The organism is Ensifer sp. SSB1 (assembly GCF_016652895.1).
Taxonomy (GTDB): Bacteria; Pseudomonadota; Alphaproteobacteria; order Rhizobiales; family Rhizobiaceae; genus Ensifer.
In genome coordinates this window covers 53,502-78,643 of the sequence record NZ_JAEPRP010000003.1, presented here as the reverse complement: position 1 = coordinate 78,643, position 25,142 = coordinate 53,502, and the positions used below count along the sequence as shown (strand labels likewise).

26 protein-coding genes are annotated in these 25,142 nt (G+C 62.8%); 13 read left to right on the top strand and 13 right to left on the bottom strand.

Translation table 11 applies throughout. From position 1 onward, the window contains the following. Positions 1–33: 33 nt before the first annotated feature. The 3 genes from I8N66_RS01315 to I8N66_RS01305 all read right to left on the bottom strand — a co-directional run bounded on the left by I8N66_RS01315 (position 34) and on the right by I8N66_RS01305 (position 2,686). Positions 34–369, bottom strand: a complete 336-nt coding sequence (locus tag I8N66_RS01315) for a chorismate mutase (RefSeq protein ID WP_043625611.1) — start codon at positions 367–369, stop codon at positions 34–36. Between the two features lie 13 nt (positions 370–382). After that, complete coding sequence (gene ffh, locus I8N66_RS01310; RefSeq protein ID WP_291148737.1) at positions 383–1,948, bottom strand: signal recognition particle protein; 1,566 nt, start codon at positions 1,946–1,948, stop codon at positions 383–385. A gap of 249 nt (positions 1,949–2,197) precedes the next feature. Further along, positions 2,198–2,686, bottom strand: a complete 489-nt coding sequence (locus tag I8N66_RS01305) for a MarR family transcriptional regulator (RefSeq protein ID WP_291148734.1) — start codon at positions 2,684–2,686, stop codon at positions 2,198–2,200. 79 nt (positions 2,687–2,765) lie between these two features. Here I8N66_RS01305 and I8N66_RS01300 point away from each other — a divergent pair, with 79 nt between their 5' ends. The 6 genes from I8N66_RS01300 (at position 2,766) to I8N66_RS01275 (ending at position 9,170) form a co-directional block, all read left to right on the top strand. After that, the gene (locus I8N66_RS01300; RefSeq protein ID WP_113535344.1) at positions 2,766–3,779 is read left to right on the top strand and encodes an MBL fold metallo-hydrolase; all 1,014 of its coding nucleotides are present in this window, start codon (positions 2,766–2,768) and stop codon (positions 3,777–3,779) included. Positions 3,780–3,871: 92 nt separating this feature from the next. Then, positions 3,872–4,771: a diaminopimelate epimerase gene (gene dapF / locus I8N66_RS01295; RefSeq protein WP_162768586.1), complete on the top strand. Its 900-nt coding sequence runs from the start codon at positions 3,872–3,874 to the stop codon at positions 4,769–4,771. After that, positions 4,768–6,042, top strand: a complete 1,275-nt coding sequence (mtaB, locus tag I8N66_RS01290; RefSeq protein ID WP_291148731.1) for a tRNA (N(6)-L-threonylcarbamoyladenosine(37)-C(2))-methylthiotransferase MtaB — start codon at positions 4,768–4,770, stop codon at positions 6,040–6,042. Before dapF ends, mtaB begins: the two co-directional genes overlap by 4 nt. 18 nt (positions 6,043–6,060) lie before the next feature. Continuing rightward, on the top strand, positions 6,061–7,839 hold the full coding sequence (ftsY, locus tag I8N66_RS01285) for a signal recognition particle-docking protein FtsY (RefSeq protein WP_291148729.1): 1,779 nt from the start codon (positions 6,061–6,063) through the stop codon (positions 7,837–7,839). A gap of 108 nt (positions 7,840–7,947) precedes the next feature. Then, the gene (locus I8N66_RS01280) at positions 7,948–8,580 is read left to right on the top strand and encodes a septation protein A (RefSeq protein WP_291148726.1); all 633 of its coding nucleotides are present in this window, start codon (positions 7,948–7,950) and stop codon (positions 8,578–8,580) included. Beyond that, positions 8,577–9,170: a DUF2585 domain-containing protein gene (locus I8N66_RS01275; protein ID WP_113535349.1), complete on the top strand. Its 594-nt coding sequence runs from the start codon at positions 8,577–8,579 to the stop codon at positions 9,168–9,170. Before I8N66_RS01280 ends, I8N66_RS01275 begins: the two co-directional genes overlap by 4 nt. Before the next feature lie 55 nt (positions 9,171–9,225). Here the strand turns inward: I8N66_RS01275 and I8N66_RS01270 are convergent, their stop codons facing one another. The 5 genes from I8N66_RS01270 to ccmA form a co-directional block, all read right to left on the bottom strand. Then, complete coding sequence (locus I8N66_RS01270) at positions 9,226–9,834, bottom strand: DsbE family thiol:disulfide interchange protein (protein WP_113535350.1); 609 nt, start codon at positions 9,832–9,834, stop codon at positions 9,226–9,228. After that, positions 9,831–10,007 carry a heme exporter protein CcmD gene (gene ccmD, locus I8N66_RS01265; RefSeq protein ID WP_162768588.1) on the bottom strand — a complete coding sequence of 59 codons (177 nt, stop codon included), beginning with the start codon at positions 10,005–10,007 and terminating at the stop codon, positions 9,831–9,833. Before ccmD ends, I8N66_RS01270 begins: the two co-directional genes overlap by 4 nt. Then, positions 10,004–10,774 carry a heme ABC transporter permease gene (locus tag I8N66_RS01260; protein ID WP_113535351.1) on the bottom strand — a complete coding sequence of 257 codons (771 nt, stop codon included), beginning with the start codon at positions 10,772–10,774 and terminating at the stop codon, positions 10,004–10,006. The genes ccmD and I8N66_RS01260 overlap by 4 nt, the downstream gene beginning before the upstream one ends. A 164-nt stretch (positions 10,775–10,938) precedes the next feature. Then, positions 10,939–11,598, bottom strand: a complete 660-nt coding sequence (gene ccmB, locus I8N66_RS01255; protein ID WP_113535352.1) for a heme exporter protein CcmB — start codon at positions 11,596–11,598, stop codon at positions 10,939–10,941. Positions 11,599–11,649: 51 nt separating this feature from the next. Further along, complete coding sequence (gene ccmA, locus I8N66_RS01250; protein ID WP_113535353.1) at positions 11,650–12,300, bottom strand: heme ABC exporter ATP-binding protein CcmA; 651 nt, start codon at positions 12,298–12,300, stop codon at positions 11,650–11,652. 269 nt (positions 12,301–12,569) lie between these two features. Here ccmA and acnA point away from each other — a divergent pair, with 269 nt between their 5' ends. From acnA to I8N66_RS01235, 3 genes are all read left to right on the top strand, one after another. Further along, entirely contained in the window at positions 12,570–15,260 is a 2,691-nt protein-coding gene (gene acnA, locus I8N66_RS01245; RefSeq protein WP_113535354.1) for an aconitate hydratase AcnA, read from the top strand. A 255-nt stretch (positions 15,261–15,515) separates the two neighbouring features. Continuing rightward, positions 15,516–16,289 (top strand): thioredoxin family protein, encoded by a 774-nt coding sequence (locus tag I8N66_RS01240; protein WP_291148715.1) that lies wholly within the window; start codon positions 15,516–15,518, stop codon positions 16,287–16,289. Positions 16,290–16,603: 314 nt separating this feature from the next. Beyond that, the gene (locus I8N66_RS01235) at positions 16,604–17,008 is read left to right on the top strand and encodes a DUF2794 domain-containing protein (RefSeq protein ID WP_291148712.1); all 405 of its coding nucleotides are present in this window, start codon (positions 16,604–16,606) and stop codon (positions 17,006–17,008) included. Between the two features lie 123 nt (positions 17,009–17,131). Here I8N66_RS01235 and I8N66_RS01230 read toward each other — a convergent pair whose 3' ends face one another. The 4 genes from I8N66_RS01230 to I8N66_RS01215 all read right to left on the bottom strand — a co-directional run bounded on the left by I8N66_RS01230 (position 17,132) and on the right by I8N66_RS01215 (position 22,045). Beyond that, complete coding sequence (locus I8N66_RS01230) at positions 17,132–17,686, bottom strand: GNAT family N-acetyltransferase (RefSeq protein WP_291148709.1); 555 nt, start codon at positions 17,684–17,686, stop codon at positions 17,132–17,134. Positions 17,687–17,808: 122 nt separating this feature from the next. Then, positions 17,809–18,546: a Bax inhibitor-1/YccA family protein gene (locus I8N66_RS01225; RefSeq protein WP_113535358.1), complete on the bottom strand. Its 738-nt coding sequence runs from the start codon at positions 18,544–18,546 to the stop codon at positions 17,809–17,811. Between the two features lie 224 nt (positions 18,547–18,770). Continuing rightward, positions 18,771–21,323 (bottom strand): ABC transporter permease, encoded by a 2,553-nt coding sequence (locus tag I8N66_RS01220; protein ID WP_291148704.1) that lies wholly within the window; start codon positions 21,321–21,323, stop codon positions 18,771–18,773. After that, a complete protein-coding gene (locus I8N66_RS01215; protein WP_291148701.1) occupies positions 21,320–22,045 on the bottom strand; it encodes an ABC transporter ATP-binding protein in 726 nt (241 codons plus the stop codon). The genes I8N66_RS01220 and I8N66_RS01215 overlap by 4 nt, the downstream gene beginning before the upstream one ends. Positions 22,046–22,110: 65 nt before the next feature. Here I8N66_RS01215 and I8N66_RS01210 point away from each other — a divergent pair, with 65 nt between their 5' ends. Both I8N66_RS01210 and thpR read left to right on the top strand, forming a co-directional pair. Then, positions 22,111–22,752 (top strand): arylesterase, encoded by a 642-nt coding sequence (locus tag I8N66_RS01210; RefSeq protein WP_113535360.1) that lies wholly within the window; start codon positions 22,111–22,113, stop codon positions 22,750–22,752. 114 nt (positions 22,753–22,866) lie between these two features. Further along, a complete protein-coding gene (gene thpR / locus I8N66_RS01205; protein WP_113535361.1) occupies positions 22,867–23,457 on the top strand; it encodes an RNA 2',3'-cyclic phosphodiesterase in 591 nt (196 codons plus the stop codon). Here thpR and I8N66_RS01200 read toward each other — a convergent pair. Next, positions 23,394–23,870, bottom strand: a complete 477-nt coding sequence (locus I8N66_RS01200) for a low molecular weight protein-tyrosine-phosphatase (RefSeq protein ID WP_291148695.1) — start codon at positions 23,868–23,870, stop codon at positions 23,394–23,396. The two genes, thpR and I8N66_RS01200, sit on opposite strands and share 64 nt — an antisense overlap. A 129-nt stretch (positions 23,871–23,999) precedes the next feature. Here I8N66_RS01200 and I8N66_RS01195 point away from each other — a divergent pair, with 129 nt between their 5' ends. Together I8N66_RS01195 and I8N66_RS01190 are read left to right on the top strand one after the other, a co-directional pair. Then, on the top strand, positions 24,000–24,317 hold the full coding sequence (locus tag I8N66_RS01195) for a 4a-hydroxytetrahydrobiopterin dehydratase (RefSeq protein ID WP_113535363.1): 318 nt from the start codon (positions 24,000–24,002) through the stop codon (positions 24,315–24,317). Between the two features lie 150 nt (positions 24,318–24,467). After that, positions 24,468–24,845, top strand: coding sequence for a YkvA family protein (locus I8N66_RS01190; protein WP_113535364.1), 378 nt, complete (start codon positions 24,468–24,470; stop codon positions 24,843–24,845). Positions 24,846–25,142 lie beyond the last annotated feature (297 nt).

Here is a 25,142-nt window from a genome sequence, read left to right as displayed (position 1 = left end):
GTAACTCCTTGCAGGCTTTCTTGACCGCTTCGTTCAAGCGGAATGGTTTGTGCCGGCGCTGCCCGCGGAATGCGAGCGATCGGCGGCGATGGCTTCATGATGCCGGATGACTTCCTTGATGATGAAGTTCAGGAACTTCTCGGCGAAATCCGGGTCCAGATTGGCATCCTTGGCCAGACGGCGCAGGCGTTCGATCTGGTATTCTTCGCGCGCCGGGTCGGCCGGCGGCAAGTCGTGCTTGGCCTTGAGAACGCCGACTGCCTGAGTGCAGCGGAAGCGTTCGGCCAGCATGTGGACGAGTGCGGCATCGATGTTGTCGATCGACTGCCGGTAACCCGCCAATTCCTTTTTGATTTCGGGATCAATCATCTCTCACCGATCCTCACTTCTTCTTCGGCAGGCCGGGAAGGCCGGCGAAACCGCCACCGAGGCCCGGAAGCTTGGCTCCACCCAGACCCGGCAGGCCACCGCCGCCGAGACCCGGCATGCCGCCCGGCTTTAGGCCGGCGGCTTCGGCCTGCTTCTGCAGCGCTTCGAGCTGCTTCGGGTCGAGCTTCGACAGGTCAGGCATGCCGCCGCCACCGAGGCCACCAAGCCCCATCTTGTTGGCAAGGCCGCCCATCATCTGCTTCATCATGCCGCCCTTGCCCTTGCCACCCATCATCTTCATCATGTCCGCCATCTGGCGGTGCATCTTCAGAAGCTTGTTGATGTCGGCGGCATCGGTGCCGGAACCGGCGGCGATGCGCTTCTTGCGCGAATGCTTGAGCAGGTCGGGGTTGGCGCGCTCGGCCTTGGTCATCGACGAGATGATGGCGAGCTGGCGCTTGAACAGGCTGTCGTCGAGGCCGGCGGCCGCCATCTTGTCCTTCATGCCGGCCATGCCGGGCATCAGGCCCATGATACCGCCCATGCCGCCCATCTTCTGCATCTGGCCAAGCTGGTCGGCGAGATCGTTCAGGTCGAACTTGCCCTTGGCCATCTTGGCGGCCATGGCGGCCGCCTTCTCGGCGTCGATGTTTTCGGCAGCCTTCTCGACCAGCGAAACGATGTCGCCCATTCCGAGAATACGGTCGGCGACGCGGCGGGGATGGAACTCTTCGAGCTCGCCCATCTTTTCGCCGACACCGATGAGCTTGATCGGCTTGCCGGTGACGGCACGCATCGAAAGCGCCGCACCACCACGGCCGTCGCCGTCCATGCGGGTGAGCACCAGGCCGGTGATGCCGACGCGTTCGTCGAAGTTGCGGGCAAGGTTGACGGCGTCCTGACCGGTCAGCGCATCGGCGACGAGCAGGATTTCATGCGGATTGGATTTCCGCTTGATCTCCGCCATCTCGATCATCAGCGGCTCATCGATATGGGTACGGCCGGCGGTGTCGAGGATGACGACGTCATGGCCGCCGAGCTTGGCAGCCTGGACGGCGCGCGCAGCAATGTCGGTCGGCGACTGGCCGGCAATGATCGGCAGCGTATCGACACCGGTCTGCACGCCGAGCTGGCGCAGCTGCTCCTGGGCTGCCGGGCGACGCGTGTCGAGCGAAGCCATCAGGACCTTTTTCTTGTCCCGCGACTTCATCCGGTTGGCGATCTTGCCGGTGGTGGTCGTCTTACCCGAGCCCTGCAGACCCACCATCATGATGACGACGGGTGCCGGCGCGTTGAGGTCGATGGTGACGCCCTCGGAGCCGAGCATCTCGATCAGCTCGTCATGGACGATCTTGACGACCATCTGGCCGGGCTTGATCGACTTCAGGATCTCGGCGCCAACGGCCTTTTCGCGAACTTTTTCAGTGAAGGAGCGCACGACATCGAGCGCGACGTCGGCTTCGAGCAGCGCACGGCGAACCTCGCGAAGCGCAGCGGAAACATCGGCTTCCGACAATGCGCCGCGGCCGGTCAGTCCATTCAATATGGAACCAAGGCGGTCCTGGAGGCTCTCGAACATTCTCACTTCCTTCTGGTTTCCGGTGGCGATCAACTCGCCGGAAACGTGGGTTCCTTCGCGCAGAAAACAAGGCGCAAAGCCAAAAACCACCCGAGGGCGCAACGCGCTGTCGGATGTTGACCTCCGGGTTCTCTTTATACCTTTACGGGACCCGGTCGGTGGCTTCGAAGACTTGAGCTTGCGAAGGAATTGGGGCGGATAAACAGGAAAGCGCGGCAAAAGTCAAGGACGACAGGCCAATGCGGCGTTTTAGGCTTCGAACGTCTCTTCCTCGACAGCCTCATCCAGTTCACCGGCCAGCCGTTCGAAGGCGGTCGCCACCCGCGTCATCACCCGTAGCGCTGCCACCGCGTCCGTCTGGTTGATGTCACCAAGCAGGACGTGCAGCATCTCGATTTCACGGCGATGGATCTCCTCGAACAGATCGCGTCCGGCGGCAGTCGGCGCGCAAAGGTAGGCGCGGCGATGTTCCGGATTCGGCTGCCGTTCCAGCAATTGCTTGTCCATCAGTCCTGTGACGATGCGCAGAACGAACTGCCGCTTCATCGACAGACGCCGCGCCGCCTCCGGTACCGTCAGCGGAATTTCGCAAAAAAGTTCCAGAACTGCGCGCTCCGCCACTGATATGCCCGCACCATCGAGCATATGTTCTGCCGAGCGCTGCATGTTGAGATGGATGGAACGGACCAGCTTCAGGGTCTTGTAGAGGCGTTCATGCGGATCGAATCGAACGAGCATGCGAACACGATAGCAATTCAGTTGCTGTCTTCAAGAACTTCTTAAACCTTGGCCATTCAGCGATGGGTGAACGACTCGGATGAACAAGCGCAATTCGTATTACCAAGGGCCGCCCTCCGACCACTTCGACGGAACGCACTTCTTCAATCCCGGCGGAAAGGAGCCGCGCGGGCTCCCCGACCTGCTGCGCTGGCAGTTCGGCGGGGGCAAGGTCCGCTGGCCGACGCGCAATCCGAGCCCCTACGCACAGGTGAAGCCGGAAGTCAGCGTCGAAGGCGAACATCTGCGCGTCACCATGGTCGGCCACGCGACGCTGCTCATCCAGGTGCACGGCGTCAACATCCTCACCGATCCCGTCTGGGCACAGCGCGCCAGCCCCTTCGCCTTTGCCGGTCCGCACCGCTACAACGCCCCCGGCATCGAGCTTGACGACCTGCCGCCGATCGACATCGTGCTCGTCACCCACAATCACTACGACCACCTCGACACCGAGACGCTGAGCGCCCTGCAGCAGGAACACGGGCCACGGATCATCACGCCGCTCGGCAACGACACGATCATCCGACGTGCCGTTCCCGATGCCGAGATCGACGCGGTCGACTGGGGCGACAGGCTCGATTGCGGCGACGATATCGTCATCCATGCGGAGCCTTGCCATCACTGGTCGGCGCGCGGCTCGCGCGATCGGCGCATGGCGCTGTGGGCCGCCTTCGTGCTGGAGACACCGGCGGGCAAGATCTACCATGTCGGCGACACCGGCTTTCACGAGGGCATCAACTACCGCGCCGCCCGGGAAAAACATGGTGCCTTCCGCCTCGCCAACCTGCCCTTCGGCGCCTACGAGCCTCGCTGGTTCATGCAGGACCAGCACCAGAACCCGGAAGAGGCGGTGCGCGGCATGGTCGATTGCGCCGCCGCCCACGTCGCCGGTCATCACTGGGGCACGTTTCGCCTGACCGACGAAGGCGTCGACGAGCCACGGCAGGCGCTGGAACGGGCACTCGACGCGGCCGGCGTCGCCCGTGCCCGCTTCCGTCCGCTTCACCCCGGCGAAGTCTTCAACGTGCCAGCATCGGCACCCGCCGCAGAATGAATGCAGCACTGGTAATTTCCGGGCTTTTCGGCCATATACAGCCCGAATGAAGGATGGCCCGCTTGGCGCGAGCCCGTTTGGACAATCGCGACATGACCGACTACGTGCAATTTGCCAGGATGAACGGGCTTGGAAACAAGATCCTCGTCGTCGACATGCGCGGTCGGAAGGATCGGGTGACGCCGGCGGCGGCCATTGCGCTCAATGCCGACCCGGCAACTGCCTTCGACCAGATCATGGCGATCCACGACCCCAAGGCCGCCGGGACCGATGCCTGGATCGACATCGTCAATTCCGATGGCTCGATGGCCCAGGCCTGCGGCAATGGCACCCGTTGCGTCGTTCAGGCGCTCGCCGCCGAAACCGGCAAGAAGGCCTTTCTCTTCCACACCGTCGCCGGCCTGCTGGAAGCCAAGGAGCATGACGACGGCACGATATCCGTCGACATGGGCAAGCCGCGCTTCGCCTGGAACGAGATCCCGCTCGCCGAAGAGTTCCACGACACCCGCCGCATCGAACTGCAGATCGGCCCGATCGACAATCCCGTGCTGCATTCGCCCTCGGTCGCCTCCATGGGCAATCCGCACGCGATCTTCTGGGTCGAGAACGACGTCTGGTCCTACGACCTCGAACGTTTCGGCCCGTTGCTCGAGAACCATCCGATCTTCCCCGAACGTGCCAACATCTCGATCGCCCGCGTGCTTTCGCGTGGTGAACTGGATCTGAGAACCTGGGAGCGCGGCGCCGGCCTGACATTGGCCTGCGGCTCGGCTGCCTGTGCCGCCGCCGTCAGCGCCGCCCGCACCGAACGCACCGACCGCAATGTCGTCGTCAACGTGCCCGGCGGACCGCTGACGATCGAATGGCGCGGGCGCGACGATCATGTGATCATGACCGGTCCGGCCGAATGGGAATGGTCGGGCACGGTAAACCCCACCACCGGCGCCTGGCAGCGCGATGAAGCCGAGGCCAGCGGGGCGCGGGCGCTTTGAGCGGCGTCGAGGTCATAACTTTCGGCTGCCGTCTCAATACCTACGAATCCGAAGTGATGCGGGCGGAAGCCGAGAAGGCGGGGCTGAACAACGCCATTCTCATCAACACCTGCGCCGTCACCGGCGAGGCGGTGCGCCAGGCACGTCAGGCGATCCGCCGCGCCCGCCGCGACAACCCGCATGCCCGCATCATCGTCACCGGCTGCGCCGCCCAGACGGAGAAGGAAGCCTTTGCCGAGATGGCCGAGGTCGACGCCGTGCTCGGCAACGAGGAAAAGCTGAAAAGCGCTTCCTATCGTTCGCTGCCGGATTTCGGCGTCTCGGCGGAAGAGAAGCTGCGCGTCAACGACATCATGAGCGTTCGCGCCACGGCACCGCAGATGGTCAAGCATATCGACGGCCACGTGCGCGCTTTCATCCAGGTGCAAAACGGCTGCGACCATCGCTGCACCTTCTGCATCATCCCCTATGGCCGCGGCAATTCCCGCTCCGTACCGATGGGCGCCGTCGTCGATCAGGCGCGCAGGCTCGTCGAAACCGGCTATTGCGAGATCGTCCTGACCGGTGTCGATGCCACCAGCTACGGCGGCGACCTGCCGGGCACGCCGACCCTCGGCCTGCTGGCGAAAACGCTGTTGAAGCAGGTTCCGGAAATCCGCCGCCTGCGTCTCTCCTCGATCGACGGCATCGAGGCCGACAGGCACCTCTTCGACCTGATCGCCGACGAGACGCGCTTCATGCCGCATCTGCACCTGTCGCTGCAGCATGGCGACGATATGATCCTGAAGCGCATGAAACGCCGCCATTCGAGCGCCGATGCCCGCGCCTTTGCCGATCAGGTCCGCCGCCTTCGCCCGGAGATCAGCCTCGGCGCCGACATGATTGCCGGTTTCCCGACCGAGACCGAGGAAATGTTCGAGAACGCCGCAAAACTCGCCGAGGAATGTGACATTGCGCATCTGCATGTCTTCCCCTACAGCCCACGCCCCGGCACGCCGGCAGCACGGATGCCGCAACTCGACCGGCCACTCGTCAAGGATCGCGCCGCGCGTCTACGCGCGGTCGGCGCGACGCTCTACGCGCGCCACCTCGAAGGCATGATCGGCAGCAAGCAGACGATCCTGGTCGAGAACAACGGGCTCGCACACACTGAAAACTTCACGCTCGTCGACGCCGCCGGCCTCAAACCGCGTGCGCTTGTCCCGGTCTCAATCACCGGCCACAATGGCAAGCATCTGACGATGCAGGTAAAACAGATGGCTGCGGCCTGATTTATGCGGAATTCCTGAATGGCAATGGGTTTCATCAAGAGGATCTTCACCTTCGGCAAGGGCGCGGAGGAAACGAAGCCGCCGGAAGGCGTGCCTGAGGAGGCGGTTGTCGTCTCGCCCGAAGTTGAGGCGCAACCGGAGCCGAGCGCAGAAGCGGCCGAACCGCCCGCACCCGTCGCCGAGCTAGAGATCGTCGAAGAGCCTCCGGAAGCTGCTTTCGAGCCGCCGGCTGATATCGAGACCTTGCCGCTGTCCGACAACGATCCGGTGCTCGAAGCCGAGATCGAGACCGCTGGCGGACCTGCGTCGGACGATGCCGAAGAACTGGCGCGTGATGAAGCAGAAGCTGTACCAGTCGAGGCTGAGGTCGCGATCCCCCCCTCCGTCCCCTCGGGACAGCTCCTCCACAAGGGGGGAGAGCAGACGGAGGTCGAGGCTCCGGCAGAAGACAAATCCGCAACTTCCGAGACTGCGGAACCAATCGCCAGCCAACACCCGGCGATCGGGAAAGAGACGCTCGAGCCCCCCCACGCCGCAGCCGTCGAAAACCCGGCGGAAACATTGCCAACGGTCGACGGCGACGAAACCGAAGTAGAAGAGACTGCGGCAGCCGAAACACTCGCTTCTGGGCTCGAGAGCGAGCCCAGCGCAATCTCCCCCCCTGTGGGAGATATGCCCGCCAGGGCAGAAGGGGGTGAAGCCGCAGCCCTTCGCCAACCCGCCGAGACCACAGAAGCCAACGCAGTAGAAGCAGCGAATGACGTCGCGCCGACAGAAACAGTCGAGCCCGAGCCCGCTGCCGCCCCCGCTTTGCCCAAGGGCTTCTCCGCCACCGAGCGCAAGCCCAAGGAAGAACCCGTCGCCGCGCCGAAGGAAAAGCTCACCTGGTACCAGCGCCTGCGCCGCGGCCTTGCGCGCACCTCGTCGCAGCTGACCGGCCAGATCGCCAGCCTCTTCACCAAGCGCAAGCTCGACGAAGCGACGCTGCAGGATCTCGAAGACCTGTTGATCCAGGCCGACCTTGGCGTCGAGACGGCGATGCGCATCACCGACACGCTCGCCTCCGAGCGCTACGGCAAGGATGTCTCGGGCGAGGACGTCTCGCGCATCATGGCCGGCGAGATCACCAAGGTGCTCTCGCCCGTCGCCAAGCCGCTGGAACTCGACCTCAGCCACAAGCCGCACGTGATCCTGGTGGTCGGCGTCAACGGCACCGGCAAGACCACGACGATCGGAAAGCTCGCCGCCAAGCTTTCGGGCGCGGGCCTCAAGGTCATGCTCGCCGCCGGCGACACCTTCCGTGCCGCGGCGATCGAGCAGCTGAAGATCTGGGCGGAGCGCACCAAGTCCGACATCGTCTCTTCCAAGCTCGGCGCCGATGCCGCCGGCCTTGCCTATGAGGCGTTCCAGCAGGCGCGAGAGAAGAAATCCGACGTGCTGATCATCGACACCGCCGGCCGCCTGCAGAACAAGGCGGAACTGATGGCAGAACTCGAAAAGATCGTGCGCGTGCTCGGCAAGCTCGATCCGGATGCGCCGCACACCGTGCTACAGACGCTCGACGCCACCACCGGCCAGAACGCCCTGCAGCAGGTCGAGATTTTCCGCAACGTCGCCGGCGTCAGCGGCCTGATCATGACCAAGCTCGACGGCACGGCGCGCGGCGGCATTCTCGTCGCCATCTCGGCCAAGCACAAGCTGCCGGTCTATTTCATCGGCGTCGGTGAAGGCATCGACGATCTGGAGCCGTTCGAAGCCAAGGATTTTGCCGAGGCGATCGCCGGCGTTGCCGCCTGACGAGGCCATCGGGCATGCGCGCATTTGCGCCGGCCCGTTGCCTTGATATGGTTTTGCCGCAAAGCTGGTGTTATGAGCAGCAGGCACATGCGAAAACAGGACCCCCAGATGTCGTCGATCGAGGCTACCAAGCCGCAGAAGGAAGTCAGCCCCTTGCTCAAGATGGTGCTGGAGCTAGGACCGTTGATGGTCTTCTTCTTCGCCAATTCGCGCGGCGAATGGCTGGCCGGGCATTTTCCGGCACTTGCCGAACTCGGCGGGCCGATCTTCATCGCCACCGGCCTGTTCATGGCCGCAACCGCGATCGCGCTCGCCGTTTCCTGGATGCTGACCCGCACCCTGCCGATGATGCCGCTGATATCAGGCATCGTCGTCTTCGTGTTCGGCGCGCTGACGCTCTGGCTGCAGAACGACACCTTCATCAAGATGAAGCCGACCATCGTCAACACGCTCTTCGGCGCGATCCTGCTCGGGGGTCTGCTGTTCGGCAAGTCGCTGCTCGGCTACGTCTTCCACTCCGCCTTCAAGCTGGACGAGGCCGGCTGGCGCAAGCTCACGCTGCGCTGGGGTGTGTTCTTCCTGTTCCTCGCCGTCCTCAACGAAGTGGTCTGGCGGTCGTTCACCACCGATTTCTGGGTCGCCTTCAAGGTCTGGGGCACGATGCCGATCACCATCCTGTTCACGCTCGCCCAGATGCCCCTGATCATGAAGCACTCGCTTGACCAGGAGAACGCCGAGTGAGTACCGCCCTTGAGGAGAATGACAGCCGCAACCGGCATGCACTCCTCTGGCTCGCGGCCTGTTTCACGGTTCTAATCATCCAGATCGTCACCCAGCATCTGATGGGTCGCCTCTGGATCTGCGAATGCGGCTACGTCAAACTTTTCGAGCCGGTCGTCAAATCCAGCGGCAACTCGCAGCACATCGCCGACTGGTACACGCCCTCCCACATCATCCACGGTTTCCTGTTCTACGGCCTTGGCCATCTGCTCCTGCGCGGCAAGCCGCTGACGGCCAAGCTCTTCCTCGGGACGGTGATCGAATCCGCCTGGGAGATCGCTGAAAACACGCCCATGGTGATCAACCGCTACCGCTCGGCGACGATCTCGCTCGACTATTTCGGCGACAGCATCCTGAATTCGACGATGGACACCCTGGCCATGGCCGCCGGCTTCCTGTTTGCCGCCCGCATGCCCATCTGGCTGACCGTGACGGTCGCCATCGTCTTCGAGATCTTCACCGGCTGGCTGATCCGCGACAATCTCACGCTCAACGTGCTGATGCTGGCCTGGCCGCTGGATGCAGTCCGGGACTGGCAGGCGGGCATTTAGTCAGGCTTCGGCGTCGCAGCCCCTCATCCGAATGAAAAGCTAATGCCGAGAGCAGTTACGAGCCTGCAGTCGCCTTCTCGATCGCCGGCAGCAGGCCGGTCTTCACGCTGTTTTCGTCGAAGGGTCCGACCCGTTTGTAGAGGATCGTACCGTCAGGACCGACGAGATAGGATTCCGGGATTCCGTAGACGCCCCAGTCGATCGCTGCCTTGCCGCGCGGGTCTGTGCCGATCGCCGAGAACGGATTGCCGAGCTCGCCGAGGAAGCGCAGAGCGTTTTCGTTCTGGTCCTTGTAATTGATGCCGACGACGGTGAGCCGCGGGTCCTTAGACAGTTCCAGGATGAAGGGATGCTCCTGACGGCAGGGCACGCACCAGGAGGCCCAGACGTTGACGAGCGTCAGCTTGCCCTTGATCGCTGCATCCGTCAGTGCCGGCATCGGCTGGCCATCGCGGGTCGCACCCTCGAGCGCCGGTAGATCGAGCTTCGGCGCCTTGGTGCCGATCAGCGCCGACGGGATTTCGCTCACATCCTTGCCGGAATTGAGCTGGCTCCAGAAGATCGCCGCGAGCCCGGCGAAAATGATGAGCGGCAGCGCCGCCAAGACGAACCGCAAGGGGCCCGGCTTGCGCTCTTCGCTGCCCGGCGCAGGAGTGCTGGTCATCGTGTCTCTCCTGCCGCAGTTTCGGCCGAGCGCCTGCGAATGCCCGAGGCTTCGAGTTCGGCAAGTTCCCGCCGGCGGGCGCGCCCATCCAGGACGACCCAGCCGATCAGGCCGAGGACCGTCAGCGTTGCTATTCCATAGCTCGTGAAAACATAGGCGGCGTGGCTCATCATTTCGTGCGGGCTCCCCGGCCGGCGCTACGTGCCGCCAGTCGGCGCAGCGCAGTGACGCGCCGGCGCAGGATTTCGTTGCGCATGGCGGCGATGTGCAGCGTGAAGAACAGCAGCGTGAAGGCGATCGCCATCACGATCAGCGGCCACAGGAACTCCGGATCGATCGTCGGCCCGTTGAGCCGCATGACGCTCGCCGGTTGATGCAGCGTGTTCCACCATTCGACCGAGAACTTGATGATCGGGATATTGACGAAACCGACCAGCACCAGCACCGCGGAAACCTTGGAGGACCGTGCCGGGTCGTCGATCGCGCGGTTGAGCGCCATCAGCCCCAGATACATGAGGAAGAGCACGAAGACCGAAGTGAGCCGCGCGTCCCAGACCCACCAGGTGCCCCACATCGGCTTGCCCCAGAGTGAGCCGGTGACGAGCGCCAGGAAGGTGAAACAGGCGCCAATCGGCGCTGCGGCGCGCGAGGAGACGTCAGCCAGCGGATGGCGCCAGACGAGCGTGCCGAGGGCGGCCAATGCCATCACCGAGTAACACATCATCGACAGCCAGGCGGCCGGCACGTGCACATACATGATGCGCACCGTCTCGCCTTGCTGGTAGTCGCCTTCCGTCGTGAAGGAGAGCCACAGGCCGGCAACGAAGAACAGCGCGGTCAGGCCTGCAAGCCACGGCAGCAGACGGTCGGCCAGCGCCAGGAACCGTGTCGGATTGGCGAGGTCGCTAAATTTGCGGATGGCCAGGCTGTTTTCGCTCATAATGGCTCTTTAGCGCTTAAGTCCCCCTGCTGCAATTGATCCCCGTCAATCGACCGATCACGATCAGTTTGGTCCGCTCGTCGTAAACGTCATCGATCTGAAGGACTTAGCGCCGGCTGCGGCGGAAAACCGCAAACAGTTTCAGCCGCTGCGACCCGATTGCGTCAATCGGACGCGTGCCGAAGCGCTGCGGCGGCGGCAACCGGACCGATGACGGCAAAGAACAGGGTGATCGCGGTAAGGATCATCAGGGGCGGCAGGAACGGCGCCGGGTCCTCGATCGCCGCATAGACCGCGCTGACACCGAAGATCAGCACCGGGATTGCAAGCGGCAGCACGAGGATCGAAACCAGCAGCCCGCCGCGCGGCAGCGACACGGCGACGGCAGCGCCCACCGCACCGATGAAGGTGATCGCCGGCGTGCCGATCAGAAGCGTGAGCATCGTGGCGCCGATCGCAATCTCGCTCATGTTCATGAAGAGGCCGAGCAGCGGCGAAGCAATCACCAGCGGCAGACCGGTCGCCGCCCAATGGGCCGCACATTTGATGAAGACGGTGACAAGAAGCGGCGTCTCCTGCATCAGCATCAGGTCGAGCGAGCCGTCATCCCGCTCCGCCTGGAACAGGCGATCGAGACCAAGCAGCGAGGCGAGCAGAGCGCCGATCCACAGGATCGCCGGGCCGATACGTGAAAGCAGGTTCAGATCCGGGCCGACGCCGAAGGGTATGACCGCGACCACCGTCATGAAGAAGAGCACGCCGATCATCGCGCCGCCGCCGGCGCGGATCGACAGTTTCAAATCGCGGAAGAAGAGTGCGATCATGCCGGCATTCTCCCGCCCGCGACCACGGGCAGGCTTCTGCGCATCGTGCCCTTACGCATCATGCCAGAACCCTTCCGCCAAATGCTCGAAGCCCTTCATGTGCAATTCCTTCGTCTGATCGAGCCCGAGCGGCTGGTGCGTCGCTGCGATCACGATGCCGCCCTTGCCGAGATGTGCCTTGACCAGATCCGCAAACAGCCGGTCGGCGCTGACATCGAGCGCCGCTGTCGGCTCGTCGAGAATCCAGATCGGGCGATAGGCGACGAGCAGTTTCGCCATCGCCATGCGGCGCTGCTGGCCGGCGGAGAGATAGCCGAAGGGCAGATGTGCGATATCAGGCAGGCCGACGGCCTCCACGGCGTCATCGAGTGCGGCACCGTGGCCACCGGGCGAATCGCCCATGAAACGCTGCCAGAAGGAAAGATTTTCCGCGACGGTCAGTTCGCGCTTCATCGCGTTGCGGTGGCCGAGATAGTGGCTGACCTCTGCTGGACGGGCTATTTCCGGGGGGCCATTCTCAAGTTTCAGCTGCCCGCTTTCGGGGGCCAGCAACCCGGCCAGAACCCGCAGCAAGGTGGACTTGCCGGAACCGTTCGGACCCGTCACCACAAGGGCTTCGCCGGTATCAAGAGCAAAGGAAATATCGTTAAAAATCAGATCCTCGCCGCGCTTCGCACTCAAACCTTCAGCCAGCAGGCGCATGAATATTAGACTTCCCTTCGCGTGTCTTCCGCAGAGCAAAAAAAGTTCCGATTGGACCTTCGTTGCTCTGGCACGTTTTGGAGAAATTATCTATAAGGCGGCCAACACGCCAGCGGTCGGCGTGAATTTCATCCTAGCGCCGAACATGGAATGAATTTCCACGTACGGACAGCGGAAATGGCCGCACCCGCATCCCAATTCGCGCTTCACAGGCGCTCGGGCGTTCGTACGTCAGTTTTTGGCGATCAGACGGAACGGGGTATTATCCAGTGTCCAAGTCCCTAGACAGCTTCAATTGTCGCTCCACGCTCACCGTCAACGGTGTGGACTACGTCTATTACAGCCTACCCAAGGCTGAGGCGAACGGTCTCGCCGGCGTATCCAAGCTTCCCTACTCGATGAAGGTTCTGCTCGAGAACCTGCTGCGCAACGAAGATGGCCGTTCTGTCACCAAGAAGGACATCGAGAACATTGCCGCCTGGCTCAACGACAAGGGCACGGCTGAAAACGAAATCGCCTACCGTCCCGCCCGTGTGCTGATGCAGGACTTCACCGGCGTTCCCGCCGTCGTCGACCTCGCCGCGATGCGTGATGCCATGGTCTCGCTCGGCGGCGACCCGGAGAAGATCAACCCGCTGGTTCCCGTCGACCTCGTCATCGACCACTCGGTCATCGTCGACGAATTCGGCACGCCGAACGCCTTTGCCCGCAACGTCGAACTGGAATACCAGCGCAACGGCGAGCGCTACCGCTTCCTGAAGTGGGGTCAGCAGGCATTCAAGAACTTCCGCGTCGTTCCCCCCGGCACCGGCATCTGTCACCAGGTCAATCTGGAATATCTGGGCCAGACGGTCTGGACCCGTGAAGAAGACGGCGAAATCACCGCCTACCCGGACACCTGTGTCGGCACCGACAGCCACACCACCATGATCAACGGTCTCGGCGTTCTCGGCTGGGGCGTTGGCGGTATCGAGGCGGAAGCCGCGATGCTCGGCCAGCCGGTCTCGATGCTTCTGCCCGAAGTCATCGGCTTCAAGCTCACCGGCAAGCTCAAGGAAGGCGTCACCGCGACCGACCTCGTGCTGATGGTCGTGCAGATGCTGCGCAAGAAGGGCGTTGTCTCGAAGTTCGTCGAATTCTTCGGCCCGGGCCTCGACAACATGACGCTCGCCGACCGCGCCACCATCGGCAACATGGGCCCGGAATACGGCGCGACCTGCGGCTTCTTCCCGGTCGACAGCGAAACCATCAACTACCTCACCATGTCCGGCCGTGAAGAGCAACGCATCGCACTCGTCGAAGCCTACTCCAAGGCGCAGGGCATGTGGCGCGACGGCGACGGCTCCGAGCTCGTCTTCACCGACACGCTCGAACTCGACCTCGGCGACGTCGTTCCGGCCATGGCCGGTCCGAAGCGTCCGGAAGGCCGCATCGCGCTCGAAAACATCGCGTCCGGTTTCGCCACCGCACTCGAAAACGACTACAAGAAGCCCGGCCAGCTTTCGAACCGCTATGCCGTCGAAGGCACGGATTTCGACCTCGGCCATGGCGACGTCGCCATCGCTGCGATCACCTCCTGCACCAACACCTCCAACCCGTCGGTGCTGATCGCTGCCGGTCTGCTCGCCCGCAACGCGGTCGCCAAGGGCCTGAAGTCCAAGCCGTGGGTCAAGACCTCGCTTGCACCGGGATCGCAGGTCGTCGGCGAATACCTCGCCAAGTCCGGCCTGCAGAAGGACCTTGACGCGCTCGGCTTCAACCTCGTCGGCTTCGGCTGCACGACCTGCATCGGCAACTCCGGCCCTCTGCCGGGCCCGATCTCGAAGACGATCAACGACAAGGGCCTGATCGCCGCCGGCGTTCTCTCGGGCAACCGCAATTTCGAAGGCCGCATTTCGCCGGACGTCCAGGCGAACTACCTCGCTTCGCCGCCGCTCGTCGTCGCCTACGCGCTTGCAGGTTCCGTCCAGAAGGACCTGACCAACGAGCCGATCGGCGAGGACAAGGACGGCAAGCCCGTCTTCCTCAAGGACATCTGGCCGACCTCCAAGGAAATCCAGGAGTTCATCTTCAAGTACGTCACCCGCGAGCTCTACGCGACCAAGTACGCGGACGTCTTCAAGGGCGACGAAAACTGGCAGGCCGTTCAGGTTCCTCCGGGCCAGACCTATGCCTGGGACGATGGTTCGACCTATGTGCAGAACCCGCCCTACTTCGTCGGCATGGGCAAGACCGGTTCGGGCATCTCCGACATCAAGGGCGCCCGCGTCCTCGGCCTCTTCGGCGACAAGATCACGACCGACCACATCTCTCCGGCCGGCTCGATCAAGGCTGCTTCGCCGGCTGGTGCCTACCTCATCGGTCATGGCGTCGGCGTTGCCGACTTCAACCAGTACGGTACGCGCCGTGGCAACCATGAAGTGATGATGCGCGGCACGTTTGCCAACATCCGCATCCGCAACCACATGCTCGGCCCGAACGGCAAGGAAGGTGGCTACACCATCCACTATCCGTCGAAGGAAGAGATGTCGATCTACGACGCCGCCATGCAGTACAAGGAAGAGGGCGTTCCGCTCGTCATCTTCGCCGGTGTCGAATACGGCAACGGTTCGTCGCGCGACTGGGCTGCGAAGGGCACCAACCTGCTGGGCGTCAAGGCTGTCGTCGCGCAGTCCTTCGAGCGTATCCACCGCTCGAACCTCGTCGGCATGGGCGTCATCCCCTTCGTCTTCGAAGAGGGCACGACCTGGGAATCGCTGGGTCTCAAGGGCGACGAAGTCGTCACCATCGACAACCTCGCCAATGTCCAGCCGCGCGAAAAGCGTGTCGCCAAGGTCACCTATGGCGACGGCAGCGTGAAGGAAATTCCGCTGATCTGCCGCATCGATACGCTGGACGAAGTGACCTACGTCAACAACGGCGGCATCCTGCAGACCGTTCTGCGGGACCTCGCGGCCTGATCGGCGGAGGTCGTCTACGCGCCGCGCAACGCCTTTAGTCGGCTATGATTGAAGGAAGCATGCGGTAAAACATTCGAGCCGGGGCGCCGAAAAGCGCCCCGGCTCTTTCTTTGGGCGCCCAATGCCAGCGCGTCCAACACAAGGTCGTGCTCACTCGTCACCTCACTCCAACGTGACTTCCCGTTGATGCGTGGCCGGCGTATGTAAAGAACTCCCCCATAAGGAGTAGGCCGACGGCCCCAACGAAGTGACGCCATGACATCCGCAGACCGTTCTTTCATTCGTCCTCTTGCACTGGCTTTCGGGCTGTTCGCAGCCGCCGGTGCACCGGCCGGGGCGCAGGACGGACAGGTGATCAAGGGCGTCGTGGAATTGTTCACCAGCCAGGGCTGTTCCTCCTGCCCGCCAGCCGACGCCGCGCTGAAGGCACTGGTCGATGACGGCGATGTCGTGGCGCTCGCCTATCACGTCGACTACTGGAATTATCTCGGCTGGGCCGACACGCTCGCCTCCAAGGAAAATACCGAGCGGCAATACGCCTATGCCCGGATGCTTGGCCGCAACGGCGTCTATACGCCCCAGGCGATCCTCAACGGCCGTGATCATCTCAACGGCGGCAACCTCGAGGCGATCAAGACCCGACTGGAAACCATGAAGGCGGAAGGCAAGGGACTTGCCGTTCCCGTCGAGGCAAAGATCCAGGGCGAGGAGATCCAGATCAACATTGGCAGCGGCATCGGCAAGGCAAACGTCGTCGTCGTCTATTTCGACCGTGCGAAAATCGTCAAGATGGAGAAGGGCGAGAACAGCGGCAAGGAAGTCCCCTATTGGCATGCCGTGCGTGACATCCAGACGATCGGCATGTGGGACGGAACGCCGGCAAGCTTCACACTCCCCGCGACAGTCCTGACCGAACGGTCCGGCAACAGCGGCTGTGCCGTTCTCCTGCAGACGATGAAGGACAAGGAAACGCCGGGCGCGATCGTCGGCGCAACGGCCGTGCTCGCCGGCCCGCAGGGCAAGTTATAGCCCGGCGAGGCGCGCAAGGGGTGGTTCGGCCCGGCAGCATCGAGGGGCTGGGGCTGAGGGTTCGAAGTTACCGGACCGAACCGGCCATGGCTGCGTTCGGTGAACTCCCGCAGCATGACGACCTGACCGGACATACGGTGGCAACGACTCTGTCCGTCAGCGCCCGCGAGTTTTGCGGTGAATTGGGGCGGCGATTTGACTGAATTGGGGCAGACGTAAGAAATGCCCTCATCGTCCAACGGCTTCCGGCTTGCTTTTCGGCTCATGTCAGGCACACTGTTATCGTTCTGTCACAACAGAAGGCCGGATTGCCGATGACCGATGAGCCGGATTTGCCGCAAGGCGAGGCGCGCCATCAGCGCGAGACCACTTCCGAAGTGGTCGTCGATCTTCACGAATACAAGAACGCCAAGAACCCTCCCCCCATCACTTTCCATCGTCGCGAATTGGACCAGATCCTCTGGGTCTACGGTCGCATGGTCGGCGAAGGCGAATGGCGGGACTACGCCATCGATCACCTGAGGGACCGGGCGGTTTTCTCGGTGTTCAAGCGTTCGGGCGAAATGCCGCTCTACCGGATCGAGAAGAACCCGAAACTGGCGGCGAAGCAGGGTGCTTACAGCGTGCTGAACATTCACGGCACGATCCTGAAGCGCGGGCACGAGCTCGCCCAGGTGCTCAAAGTGTTCGACAAGGTTCTGAAGCTGGTGGAAACCTGAGGCCTGTTTCACACCGACGTTGCGGTGAGATGCGCGGCGATGTCTCCGGCGCAGCGGGTTGATCTGTCCCGGGACGGCTGACCACAAGCGGCGCATGTCGAGCGTCCGCCGAACGTTCGACGATCACTGATAGAGCGTGTCCGGATAGACGTCTTCCGGCGGATCGCTCGTCTGCCCCTCTCCGAGTGCAAGCTGCATGATCGCCGTATCGAGCCAGCGGCCATGCTTGAAACCGGTCGCATTCATCGTGCCCTGATATTCGAAGCCGAGGGAGCGGTGCACCGCGATCGAAGCCGGATGGGCGCCGCCGATCACCGCCACCATCTGCCGAAAGCCAAGCTCCGTGCAACGCCGGATCAGTTCGGCGAGCAACGCCTTGCCGGCTCCCTTGCCGCGCGCTTCCGGCGCCAGATAGATGGAATCCTCGACCAGGAAGCGATAGGCCGTGCGCGTGCGAAAACCGGAAGCATAGGCATAGCCGACGATCGTTCCGCCATCGTCGACGGCAACCATGTAGGGATATCCATTGCCGATGATCGTCTCGAACCGCGCCCGCATCTCCGTTTCGGAAGGCGGGTTGATCTCGTAGGTCGCGACGCCATTCAACACGGATTCGCGATAGATCGCGGTGATGACGGGAAGGTCGGCCAAGGTGGCGTCACGCAGGCTCAGGGACATAGCGGTAGACTGTAGCTCGAGGTTTCGGTGTCCTTCACTCCCACGGAGCCCGGACGCGATCAACATTTCTCCGGCAACAAAAAAGGCGGCCGAGGCCGCCTTTTCCGTCATTCGTTCCAACCTTAGTTGTTCCGGTTGCCCATGAACTGGAGCAGGAACATGAACAGGTTGATGAAGTCGAGGTAGAGCGTCAGCGCGCCCATGATCGCCTTGCGGCCGGCAACGGTGCTGTCATCGGCTTCGTAGTACATTTCCTTGATCTTCTGCGTGTCGTAGGCGGTGAGGCCAGCGAAGACCAGAACACCGATCACGGAGATCGCAAAGCCGAGGGCCGACGAAGCAAGGAAGATGTTGACGATCGACGCGATGATCAGGCCGAAGAGGCCCATGATCAGGAACGTGCCGAAGCCGGACAGGTCCTTCTTGGTCGTGTAGCCGTAAAGCGACAGAGCGCCGAACGAAGCGGCCGTTACGAAGAACGTCTGCACGATGCTCTGGCCGGTGAAGACCAGGAAGATCGACGACAGGGACAGGCCCATCAAGGCCGCGTAGATCCAGAACGTCGTCTGCGCTGCGGAGACGCTCATCGAGTTAATGCGGAAGCTCATGAAGAAGACCATCGCCAGCGGCGCCAGCATCACGACCCACTTCAGGGGCGAAGCGTAGATGAGCTGGGCGAATGCCGGATTGGAGGCGGCAAGCGCATAGGTTCCGTAAGCTGCCACGCCAGTGATCGCGAGGCCAAAAGCCATCAGGTTGTAGACCTTCAGCATGTACGCGCGAAGGCCCTCATCGATCACGGCACCCGCCTGAGCGCCGGCGGGCGACATTCGGGTTTGGTAGTTTCTCAGATCAGCCATTGTTTCCTCATTTAAGCTCCGGTGGAAGTTACGGTGTCGGGCGGCGAACGGTCTCGCTTTGGAAGGCAAGCTTCCACGCCCAGGCGCCGCTGCGGAGCTCCAGCATGCCTGTGGATAAATATGATGCCGAAACCTTTTCCGTACAAGACCCGCACCCCCTGGATTCGAACGCATCCGGCCGTTTCCGGCAAGGGCGACAGGGATTTACGGTTAACTTGACCGCCTCAGAGCTCCCGCAGCACCGGCGCCGCCTTCTGTCCGAGAATACGCCACGTGCCGGCAAGACCGATGCCGACGGTCATCACCAGTGCCCCGACAACCGTCAGGATGGCGACATCCGGCAGGAAACTTGACGGCAGCTTCATGATACGGCTGACCACGAACCAGGCGGCAACGCCACCGGCGAACAGCGCGAAAACCGCGGTTGCGAGGCCGAGAACGGCATATTCGTAGCTGAACGCCCGAATGAGCGTCGCGCGCGTCGCACCCAGCGTTTTGAGCACGACGGCGTCGTGAACACGGGCCCGGTTGCCGGCGGCAAGCGCACCGGCAAGCACCAGGACGGACGCAACGAGCGCCACCGCGGCCGCAGCCCGGATGGCGGTTGCCAACTGCCCAAGCAGGCCGTTCACGATGTCGAGAGCATCCTTCACACGCACACTGGTGATCGTCGGATAGGCGTTGGTGACGGCTTTCAGCACCGCCGCCTCTTCTTCCGGCGTCGCTGCCGGATCGATGACCGTCGCCAGCCACGCATGCGGCGCACCGGCAAAGGTGTTCGGCGAAAACACCATGACGAAGTTGATCGAAAGCGATTCCCACTCGACGTTGCGGAAATTGGCGATCTTGGCGGTGATGTTTCGGCCAAGCACGTTGACGGTCACGGTGTCGCCGATCTTCAGGCCGAGCTCGCCCGCCTCTTCTGCCGAGAACGAGACGAGCGGCTCGCCACTATAGTCGGCCGGCCACCACGTGCCTTCGGAAAGCGTCGAGTTCTCCGGCTTGTTCTTGGCATAGGTGATGCCGCGGTCACCGCGCAGCACCCATTGGCCGCCAGGCGGCACGTTGCGACTGTTCACGTCCTCGCCATTGAAAGCGACGATCCGGCCGCGCAGCATCGGTACCTCGATGACCTTGCCCTTCGGGATCGCCTGGTTCAGCACCGAGCGGAAACCTTCGATCTCGCTACCCTGGATATCGACGAAGAAGAAGTTCGGCGCTCGCTCGGCCATGCTTCCGGTGAGTTCGCGGCGCAGATTGCCGTCGATCAGCGCCAGCGTCACAAGCAGGGCGAGCCCCAGGCCGAGCGACAGCACGACCGAGGACGTCAGCGCACCGGGACGATGGATGTTGCCGATCGCCAGCCTGAGAGCCGGCGAGCTGACCCGCGGGCTGCGGCGCGCAAGCCAGGCTATCGCGAGCGCGACGACACGCAGGACAATGAAGGCAAAGGCGATCGCCCCCAGGAACACAAGCGAAATATAGCGGTCATAGGCCGCCCAGATCGCCAGCCCCGCCAGTGCGGCAAGGCAGGCAACGGCACCGAGCAGATAGGGCCATGCCGGAAAGCCGGCGGGATCGAAGCCCTGCTGGCGGAAGAGTGCGGTTGCCGGAATGGCCCGCGCCCGGCCGAGCGGCAGGATGGCGAAGGTCAGCGCCGTCAGCACGCCGAAGAGCGCTGCGAGGCCGAGCGCGCCCGGATAGAGATGGAATTCGGTCGAGATTGGCAGCAGGTCGGCGAGGAACTGCGCCGCGATGAAGGGGATCAGCATGCCGAGGGTCAGGCCGATGACGATACCGATGAGGGCGATCATCAGGATCTGTGCCAGATAGATCATCGCGACCAGCGACGCCGGCGCCCCCAGGCATTTGAAGGTCGCAATCACGCTGCGCTTCTGATCGAGATAGGAGCGCACCGCGTTGGCGACACCGACACCGCCGACGATCAGCGCCGTCAGGCCGACAAGCGTCAGGAATTGCGAGAAGCGGGTGATGTTGGCCGTCAGCGACGGCGCGGCGTTGGCGCTGGTGCGGATCGACCAGCCGGCCGACGGAAAGCGCTTCTCCGCATCGGTGCTAATGGTCGCAAGCTGCGCCGGGTCGGCGACCTTAACCTTGTAACTATGCTCGACCAGGCTTCCGGTCTGCACCAGGCCACTGGCGGCCAGCGCCTCGGCCGAAACCATCAGGCGCGGTGCAAAGCCGAAGCCGTCGGACAAGGCGTCCGGCTCGCGTACGATCGTGCCCGCGATCCGGATCCTGGCGTTACCGAGCAGAACTTCAGCGCCGATCTGCACGCCCAGGCGGTCGAGCAGCAGCGGCGCCACGACGGCGCCGAAGGTCTCGCCATCGCGCGCCAGCAACTCATGCAGTGGGCGGTTCGGTTCGCTTTCGAGTGCACCATAAAGCGGGTAGGCGGCATCGACCGCCTTCAGCTCCACCAGCGCCTGGTTGGAACCGTCGGGCAGCCGCGCCATCGAGCGCAGGCCGGCGGACTCTGCAACGGTCCCGAGACTGTCGAGATAGGCTCGCTCCTCGGTCGTCGCCACGCGATTGTTGAGCTCGAAGCGGATATCGCCGGCGAGCAGTTCCTGCCCCTGCGTGGCGATCGTCACAGTGATCGATTGCGACAGCGAATTGACGCCGGCAATCGCTGCTGTACCGAGCGCGATACAGGCGAGAAAAATATAGAAGCCCCTGAGCCCGCCGCGCATTTCGCGCAGCGCCAGGCGAAGGGCAAGCAGCGGCCGCAGCCGAACCGATGAAGCGCCGCTCATGCCGAGGCCGCCTCCTGGCGCTGCGCCACCGCAACCGGCCCTGCCTCGCCGCCAGCGACGATCTCGCCGGAGCGCACCCGCACTTGCCGCACGCAACGTGCGGCAAGGGCAGAATCATGCGTCACGAGAACGAGTGTCATGCCGCGGTCACGCTGTTCGGCGAAAAGCAGATCGGCGATCTGGCGTCCGGTTTCGGCGTCGAGGTTGCCGGTCGGCTCGTCGGCGATCAGCAGTGTCGGCGAAGGCGCCAAGGCGCGAGCGATCGCCACGCGCTGCTGCTCGCCACCGGAGAGCTGGCCGGGATAGTGGCTGAGCCGCTCGCCGAGACCGACGGCGACGAGTTCCTTGCGCGCAATCTCGAAGGCGCCCGAGACATTGGCGAGTTCGAGCGGCACGGCGACGTTCTCGAGCGCGGTCATGTTGGGGATGAGGTGGAAGGACTGGAAGACGATGCCGATGTTGCGCCCGCGAAAGTCCGCCACCCGGTCCTCGTTCAACCGATGCAACGGCGTGCCGTCGATGACGATCTCGCCGCGATCCAGCCGCTCGAGCCCGGCAAGCACCATCAGCAAGGTCGACTTGCCCGAACCCGACGGACCGACGATGCCCACGGACTGGCCGGCATCGATCGTCAGGTTCATGCCCTTCAGCACATGCACCGAGGCCGCCGCCTCCCCAAGGGTCAGATCCGCGTTTTTGAGTTCGATGATGGTGCTGGCCAAGCGAAACAACCCTATATGAACGAAGTGGGGAACAGAAACGGCATTCGGGATTTAGGAACAGGCCCATGGCATTAAAAGGATTTCAACGGGTTTTCTTGGCACTCATGATGACATTTGCGTTATCATCGACAGCACGCGCCGAGACGATCAGCCTCGTGGGGTTCGGCGACAGCCTGATGGCGGGCTACCAGCTCCCGCCGGAGGACGCTTTCCCCGCTCGGCTCGAAAAGGCGCTGAAGGAAAAGGGCCTGGACGTGACGATCACGAACGCCGGCGTTTCCGGCGACACTTCATCCGGCGGCCTTGCCCGCATCGATTGGTCCGTGCCTGACGGCACGAAGGGCGTGATCCTTGAACTCGGCGCCAATGACGCGCTGCGCGGTATCCCGCCGGAAGAGACCCGCAAGAACATCGAGGCGATGATCACCCGCCTCAAGGATCGCGGCATCGCGGTGCTGCTGGCCGGCATGATGGCGCCGCCGAACATGGGCGCCGACTATGCCGCCCGCTTCAACCCGATCTACCCCGAACTCGCTCAGAAATATGGGCTGGAGCTCTATCCATTCTTCCTCGACGGCGTAGTGACCGAGACCAAGCTCAAGCTTGAGGACGGCATGCATCCCAATGGCGATGGCGTCGGTGTCATGGTCGAGAAGGCACTGCCTGTCGTCGAGCGCTTCCTGGCAACACTGAATAAGACGGAGTGATGACACCATCCACAGTTAAGAGAACGTTAATATTCATAAGCGTCAAATAGTAGTTGCCTGCAGACTCGATGCGTGATTCGCTGAGACATCTGCAAGAGATTCGGGGAGCTCGCCATGCCGAGACTATTCACCGCCCTCGAAATTCCGCGCAATGCAGCAATGAGTCTTTCGTTGCTGCGCGGAGGACTTCCCGGAGCTCGCTGGATAGATGTGGAGAACTACCATATCACCTTGCGCTTCATCGGTGACGTCGACTGGCGCACCGCCGACGAGATCATCGACAAGCTCGATCGGATCGAAAGACCGGAATTTCCGCTTCAATTGACCGGCACCGGCGCCTTCGGCTCCAAGAAACCGCATTCGGTCTGGGCCGGCGTCACCAACCAGCCGGAAATGTATGCGCTGCAGGCCGAGATCGAGCGCATCTGCCAGCGGCTCGGATTGCAGCCGGATCCACGCAAGTTCACCCCGCATGTAACGCTCGCCCGGCTGCGTTCCAGCCGCGTCGAGGATGTCGTCGAATACCTTTCCGGGCGCGGAAACTTCATGACCTCGCCCTTCAACGTCTCCCGTTTCGTGCTTCTGTCATCGCGCGATTCGGTCGGCGGTGGACCTTACCTGACGGAAGAAGTCTTCCCGCTTCACGAGGCGCGTTCGCCGAACCTTACGAGCAACGACGAGCATCCGGCGTCGAGCATCTGGTAGAGCGCCTCGAAGGCTTCCGGCCCTTCGTAATAGGGATCCGGCACGTCCTCGCTGCGGCCTGAGGCATAGTCCAGGAAGAGACGCACCTTTTCTGCCGCACCTTCGGGCGCCAGCCGCTTGAGCGTGCGCACATTGTTCTCGTCCATGCCGAAGATCAGATCGAAATTCCGGAAATCTTCCGGGCGAACCTGACGCCCGCGAAGCTCCGAGATATCGATGCCGTGCCGTCGCGCAGCTTCTATCGAGCGGCGGTCTGGCGGATCGCCGATATGCCAGGCACCGGTTCCTGCCGAATCCACCTCTAGTGCCGGTGCCAGCCCCTTTTTCTCCGCCAAGGCGCGCAACACACCCTCGGCGAGCGGCGACCGGCAGATGTTGCCGAGACAAACGAAAAGAAGTCTGACCGGTTTCATGCTATTCAGTAGTCCAAGGTATTGCGGCGACCATCGCGTGTATTGAAAGACGCGCGGCGCTGTGGAGATGAGGCACGTTTATACGCGGCAGTTCGGCCTTCGAACAGGCTGATACGAGGGAGAGAAACGATGACAGCGGAGAAACTCGACGAGGCGACGATTGCCGAAAACCTGCACAAGATGGAAGGCTGGGTGCGGGCCGAAGACGGCAACTCGATCTGGAAGGCGTTCCGCTTCAAGAACTTCGTAGAGGCCTTCGGTTTCATGACCGAGTGCGCGATCGTCGCGGAGAAGCTCAACCATCACCCCGAATGGTTCAACGTCTACAATCGTGTCGACGTGACGCTGACCACCCACGACGCCGGCGGGCTCACGGAGCTCGACTTCAAGCTGGCAGCCCGCATGGACAAGGCAGCAGCCGGCCGCATGCCCGATCATTTGAAATAGAGGGGCCGATCACCATATCAAAGCATGTCGCGCAAAAGTGCGTAGCGGTTTTGCGGTAACGATATGCGAAAAATCAAATGCTTAAAGCGCAAGGAGCGAATCTGAAAGATCTCGGCGCTTTAGGAACGCTGCAACAGCGAAAGCGGGACGATGGACGACATCAAGATTGGCGAAATTCTCTTGCCTGGCGAAGAATCCGAGCAGGAGCGCAGGGAAAAGCGTGTAAAGCGCCGCTTCTGGCCGACCTTCCGCCGTGCCGCACGCCAGATCCCCTTCAGCCGCGATCTCGTCGCCGCCTATTATTGCGCCATCGACCCGCAGACGCCGACGCGCACCCGCGGCATCCTGCTCGCCGCGCTCGCCTATTTCGTGCTGCCGATCGACATCATCCCCGACATGCTGGCCGTGGTCGGCTTTTCCGACGACGTCGCGGTGCTGACTGCGGCCTTCGCCGCCATCAGCGGCCAGATCAAGGAAACCCATTACACCAAGGCCGACGAGACCCTTGCCGACGCTCCGCAAGACTGAACAGAGACCGGCCTTCCGGGTTGTGGCGCCCCATTCCCGCCCGAAAGTCAAACTCTTGCCCGATTCTTTGTGGCATAGACATGCGAATGACGGCGTTCGCGCGCTTTGGTGAGTCCGACGTCATTCAATGGCTTGGGGCAGGAATCCTTCTGGAGCAGCATTCCGAAGCGCGGCGCATCCGGCATCGGCCTCGGTTCGACGATAGTACGAATCACCGGTCGAAAGGCGCCGGGCAATGGAGCAAACCGCTCCGTTTCGGGGCTAAACCGGCGGTTTTCGGCCATCGTTGACGGTTTG

Bases quoted from the DNA above. Each gene is read 5' to 3' on its own strand.
- I8N66_RS01315 (WP_043625611.1), bottom strand. From the start codon at position 369: ATGATTGATCCCGAAATCAAAAAGGAATTGGCGGGTTACCGGCAGTCG.
- ffh (WP_291148737.1), bottom strand. From the start codon at position 1,948: ATGTTCGAGAGCCTCCAGGACCGCCTTGGTTCCATATTGAATGGACTG.
- I8N66_RS01305 (WP_291148734.1), bottom strand. From the start codon at position 2,686: ATGCTCGTTCGATTCGATCCGCATGAACGCCTCTACAAGACCCTGAAG.
- I8N66_RS01300 (WP_113535344.1), top strand. From the start codon at position 2,766: ATGAACAAGCGCAATTCGTATTACCAAGGGCCGCCCTCCGACCACTTC.
- dapF (WP_162768586.1), top strand. From the start codon at position 3,872: ATGACCGACTACGTGCAATTTGCCAGGATGAACGGGCTTGGAAACAAG.
- ftsY (WP_291148729.1), top strand. From the start codon at position 6,061: ATGGCAATGGGTTTCATCAAGAGGATCTTCACCTTCGGCAAGGGCGCG.
- I8N66_RS01280 (WP_291148726.1), top strand. From the start codon at position 7,948: ATGTCGTCGATCGAGGCTACCAAGCCGCAGAAGGAAGTCAGCCCCTTG.
- I8N66_RS01270 (WP_113535350.1), bottom strand. From the start codon at position 9,834: ATGACCAGCACTCCTGCGCCGGGCAGCGAAGAGCGCAAGCCGGGCCCC.
- ccmD (WP_162768588.1), bottom strand. From the start codon at position 10,007: ATGATGAGCCACGCCGCCTATGTTTTCACGAGCTATGGAATAGCAACG.
- I8N66_RS01260 (WP_113535351.1), bottom strand. From the start codon at position 10,774: ATGAGCGAAAACAGCCTGGCCATCCGCAAATTTAGCGACCTCGCCAAT.
- ccmB (WP_113535352.1), bottom strand. From the start codon at position 11,598: ATGATCGCACTCTTCTTCCGCGATTTGAAACTGTCGATCCGCGCCGGC.
- ccmA (WP_113535353.1), bottom strand. From the start codon at position 12,300: ATGCGCCTGCTGGCTGAAGGTTTGAGTGCGAAGCGCGGCGAGGATCTG.
- I8N66_RS01240 (WP_291148715.1), top strand. From the start codon at position 15,516: ATGACATCCGCAGACCGTTCTTTCATTCGTCCTCTTGCACTGGCTTTC.
- I8N66_RS01235 (WP_291148712.1), top strand. From the start codon at position 16,604: ATGACCGATGAGCCGGATTTGCCGCAAGGCGAGGCGCGCCATCAGCGC.
- I8N66_RS01230 (WP_291148709.1), bottom strand. From the start codon at position 17,686: ATGTCCCTGAGCCTGCGTGACGCCACCTTGGCCGACCTTCCCGTCATC.
- I8N66_RS01225 (WP_113535358.1), bottom strand. From the start codon at position 18,546: ATGGCTGATCTGAGAAACTACCAAACCCGAATGTCGCCCGCCGGCGCT.
- I8N66_RS01220 (WP_291148704.1), bottom strand. From the start codon at position 21,323: ATGAGCGGCGCTTCATCGGTTCGGCTGCGGCCGCTGCTTGCCCTTCGC.
- I8N66_RS01210 (WP_113535360.1), top strand. From the start codon at position 22,111: ATGGCATTAAAAGGATTTCAACGGGTTTTCTTGGCACTCATGATGACA.
- thpR (WP_113535361.1), top strand. From the start codon at position 22,867: ATGCCGAGACTATTCACCGCCCTCGAAATTCCGCGCAATGCAGCAATG.
- I8N66_RS01200 (WP_291148695.1), bottom strand. From the start codon at position 23,870: ATGAAACCGGTCAGACTTCTTTTCGTTTGTCTCGGCAACATCTGCCGG.
- I8N66_RS01195 (WP_113535363.1), top strand. From the start codon at position 24,000: ATGACAGCGGAGAAACTCGACGAGGCGACGATTGCCGAAAACCTGCAC.
- I8N66_RS01190 (WP_113535364.1), top strand. From the start codon at position 24,468: ATGGACGACATCAAGATTGGCGAAATTCTCTTGCCTGGCGAAGAATCC.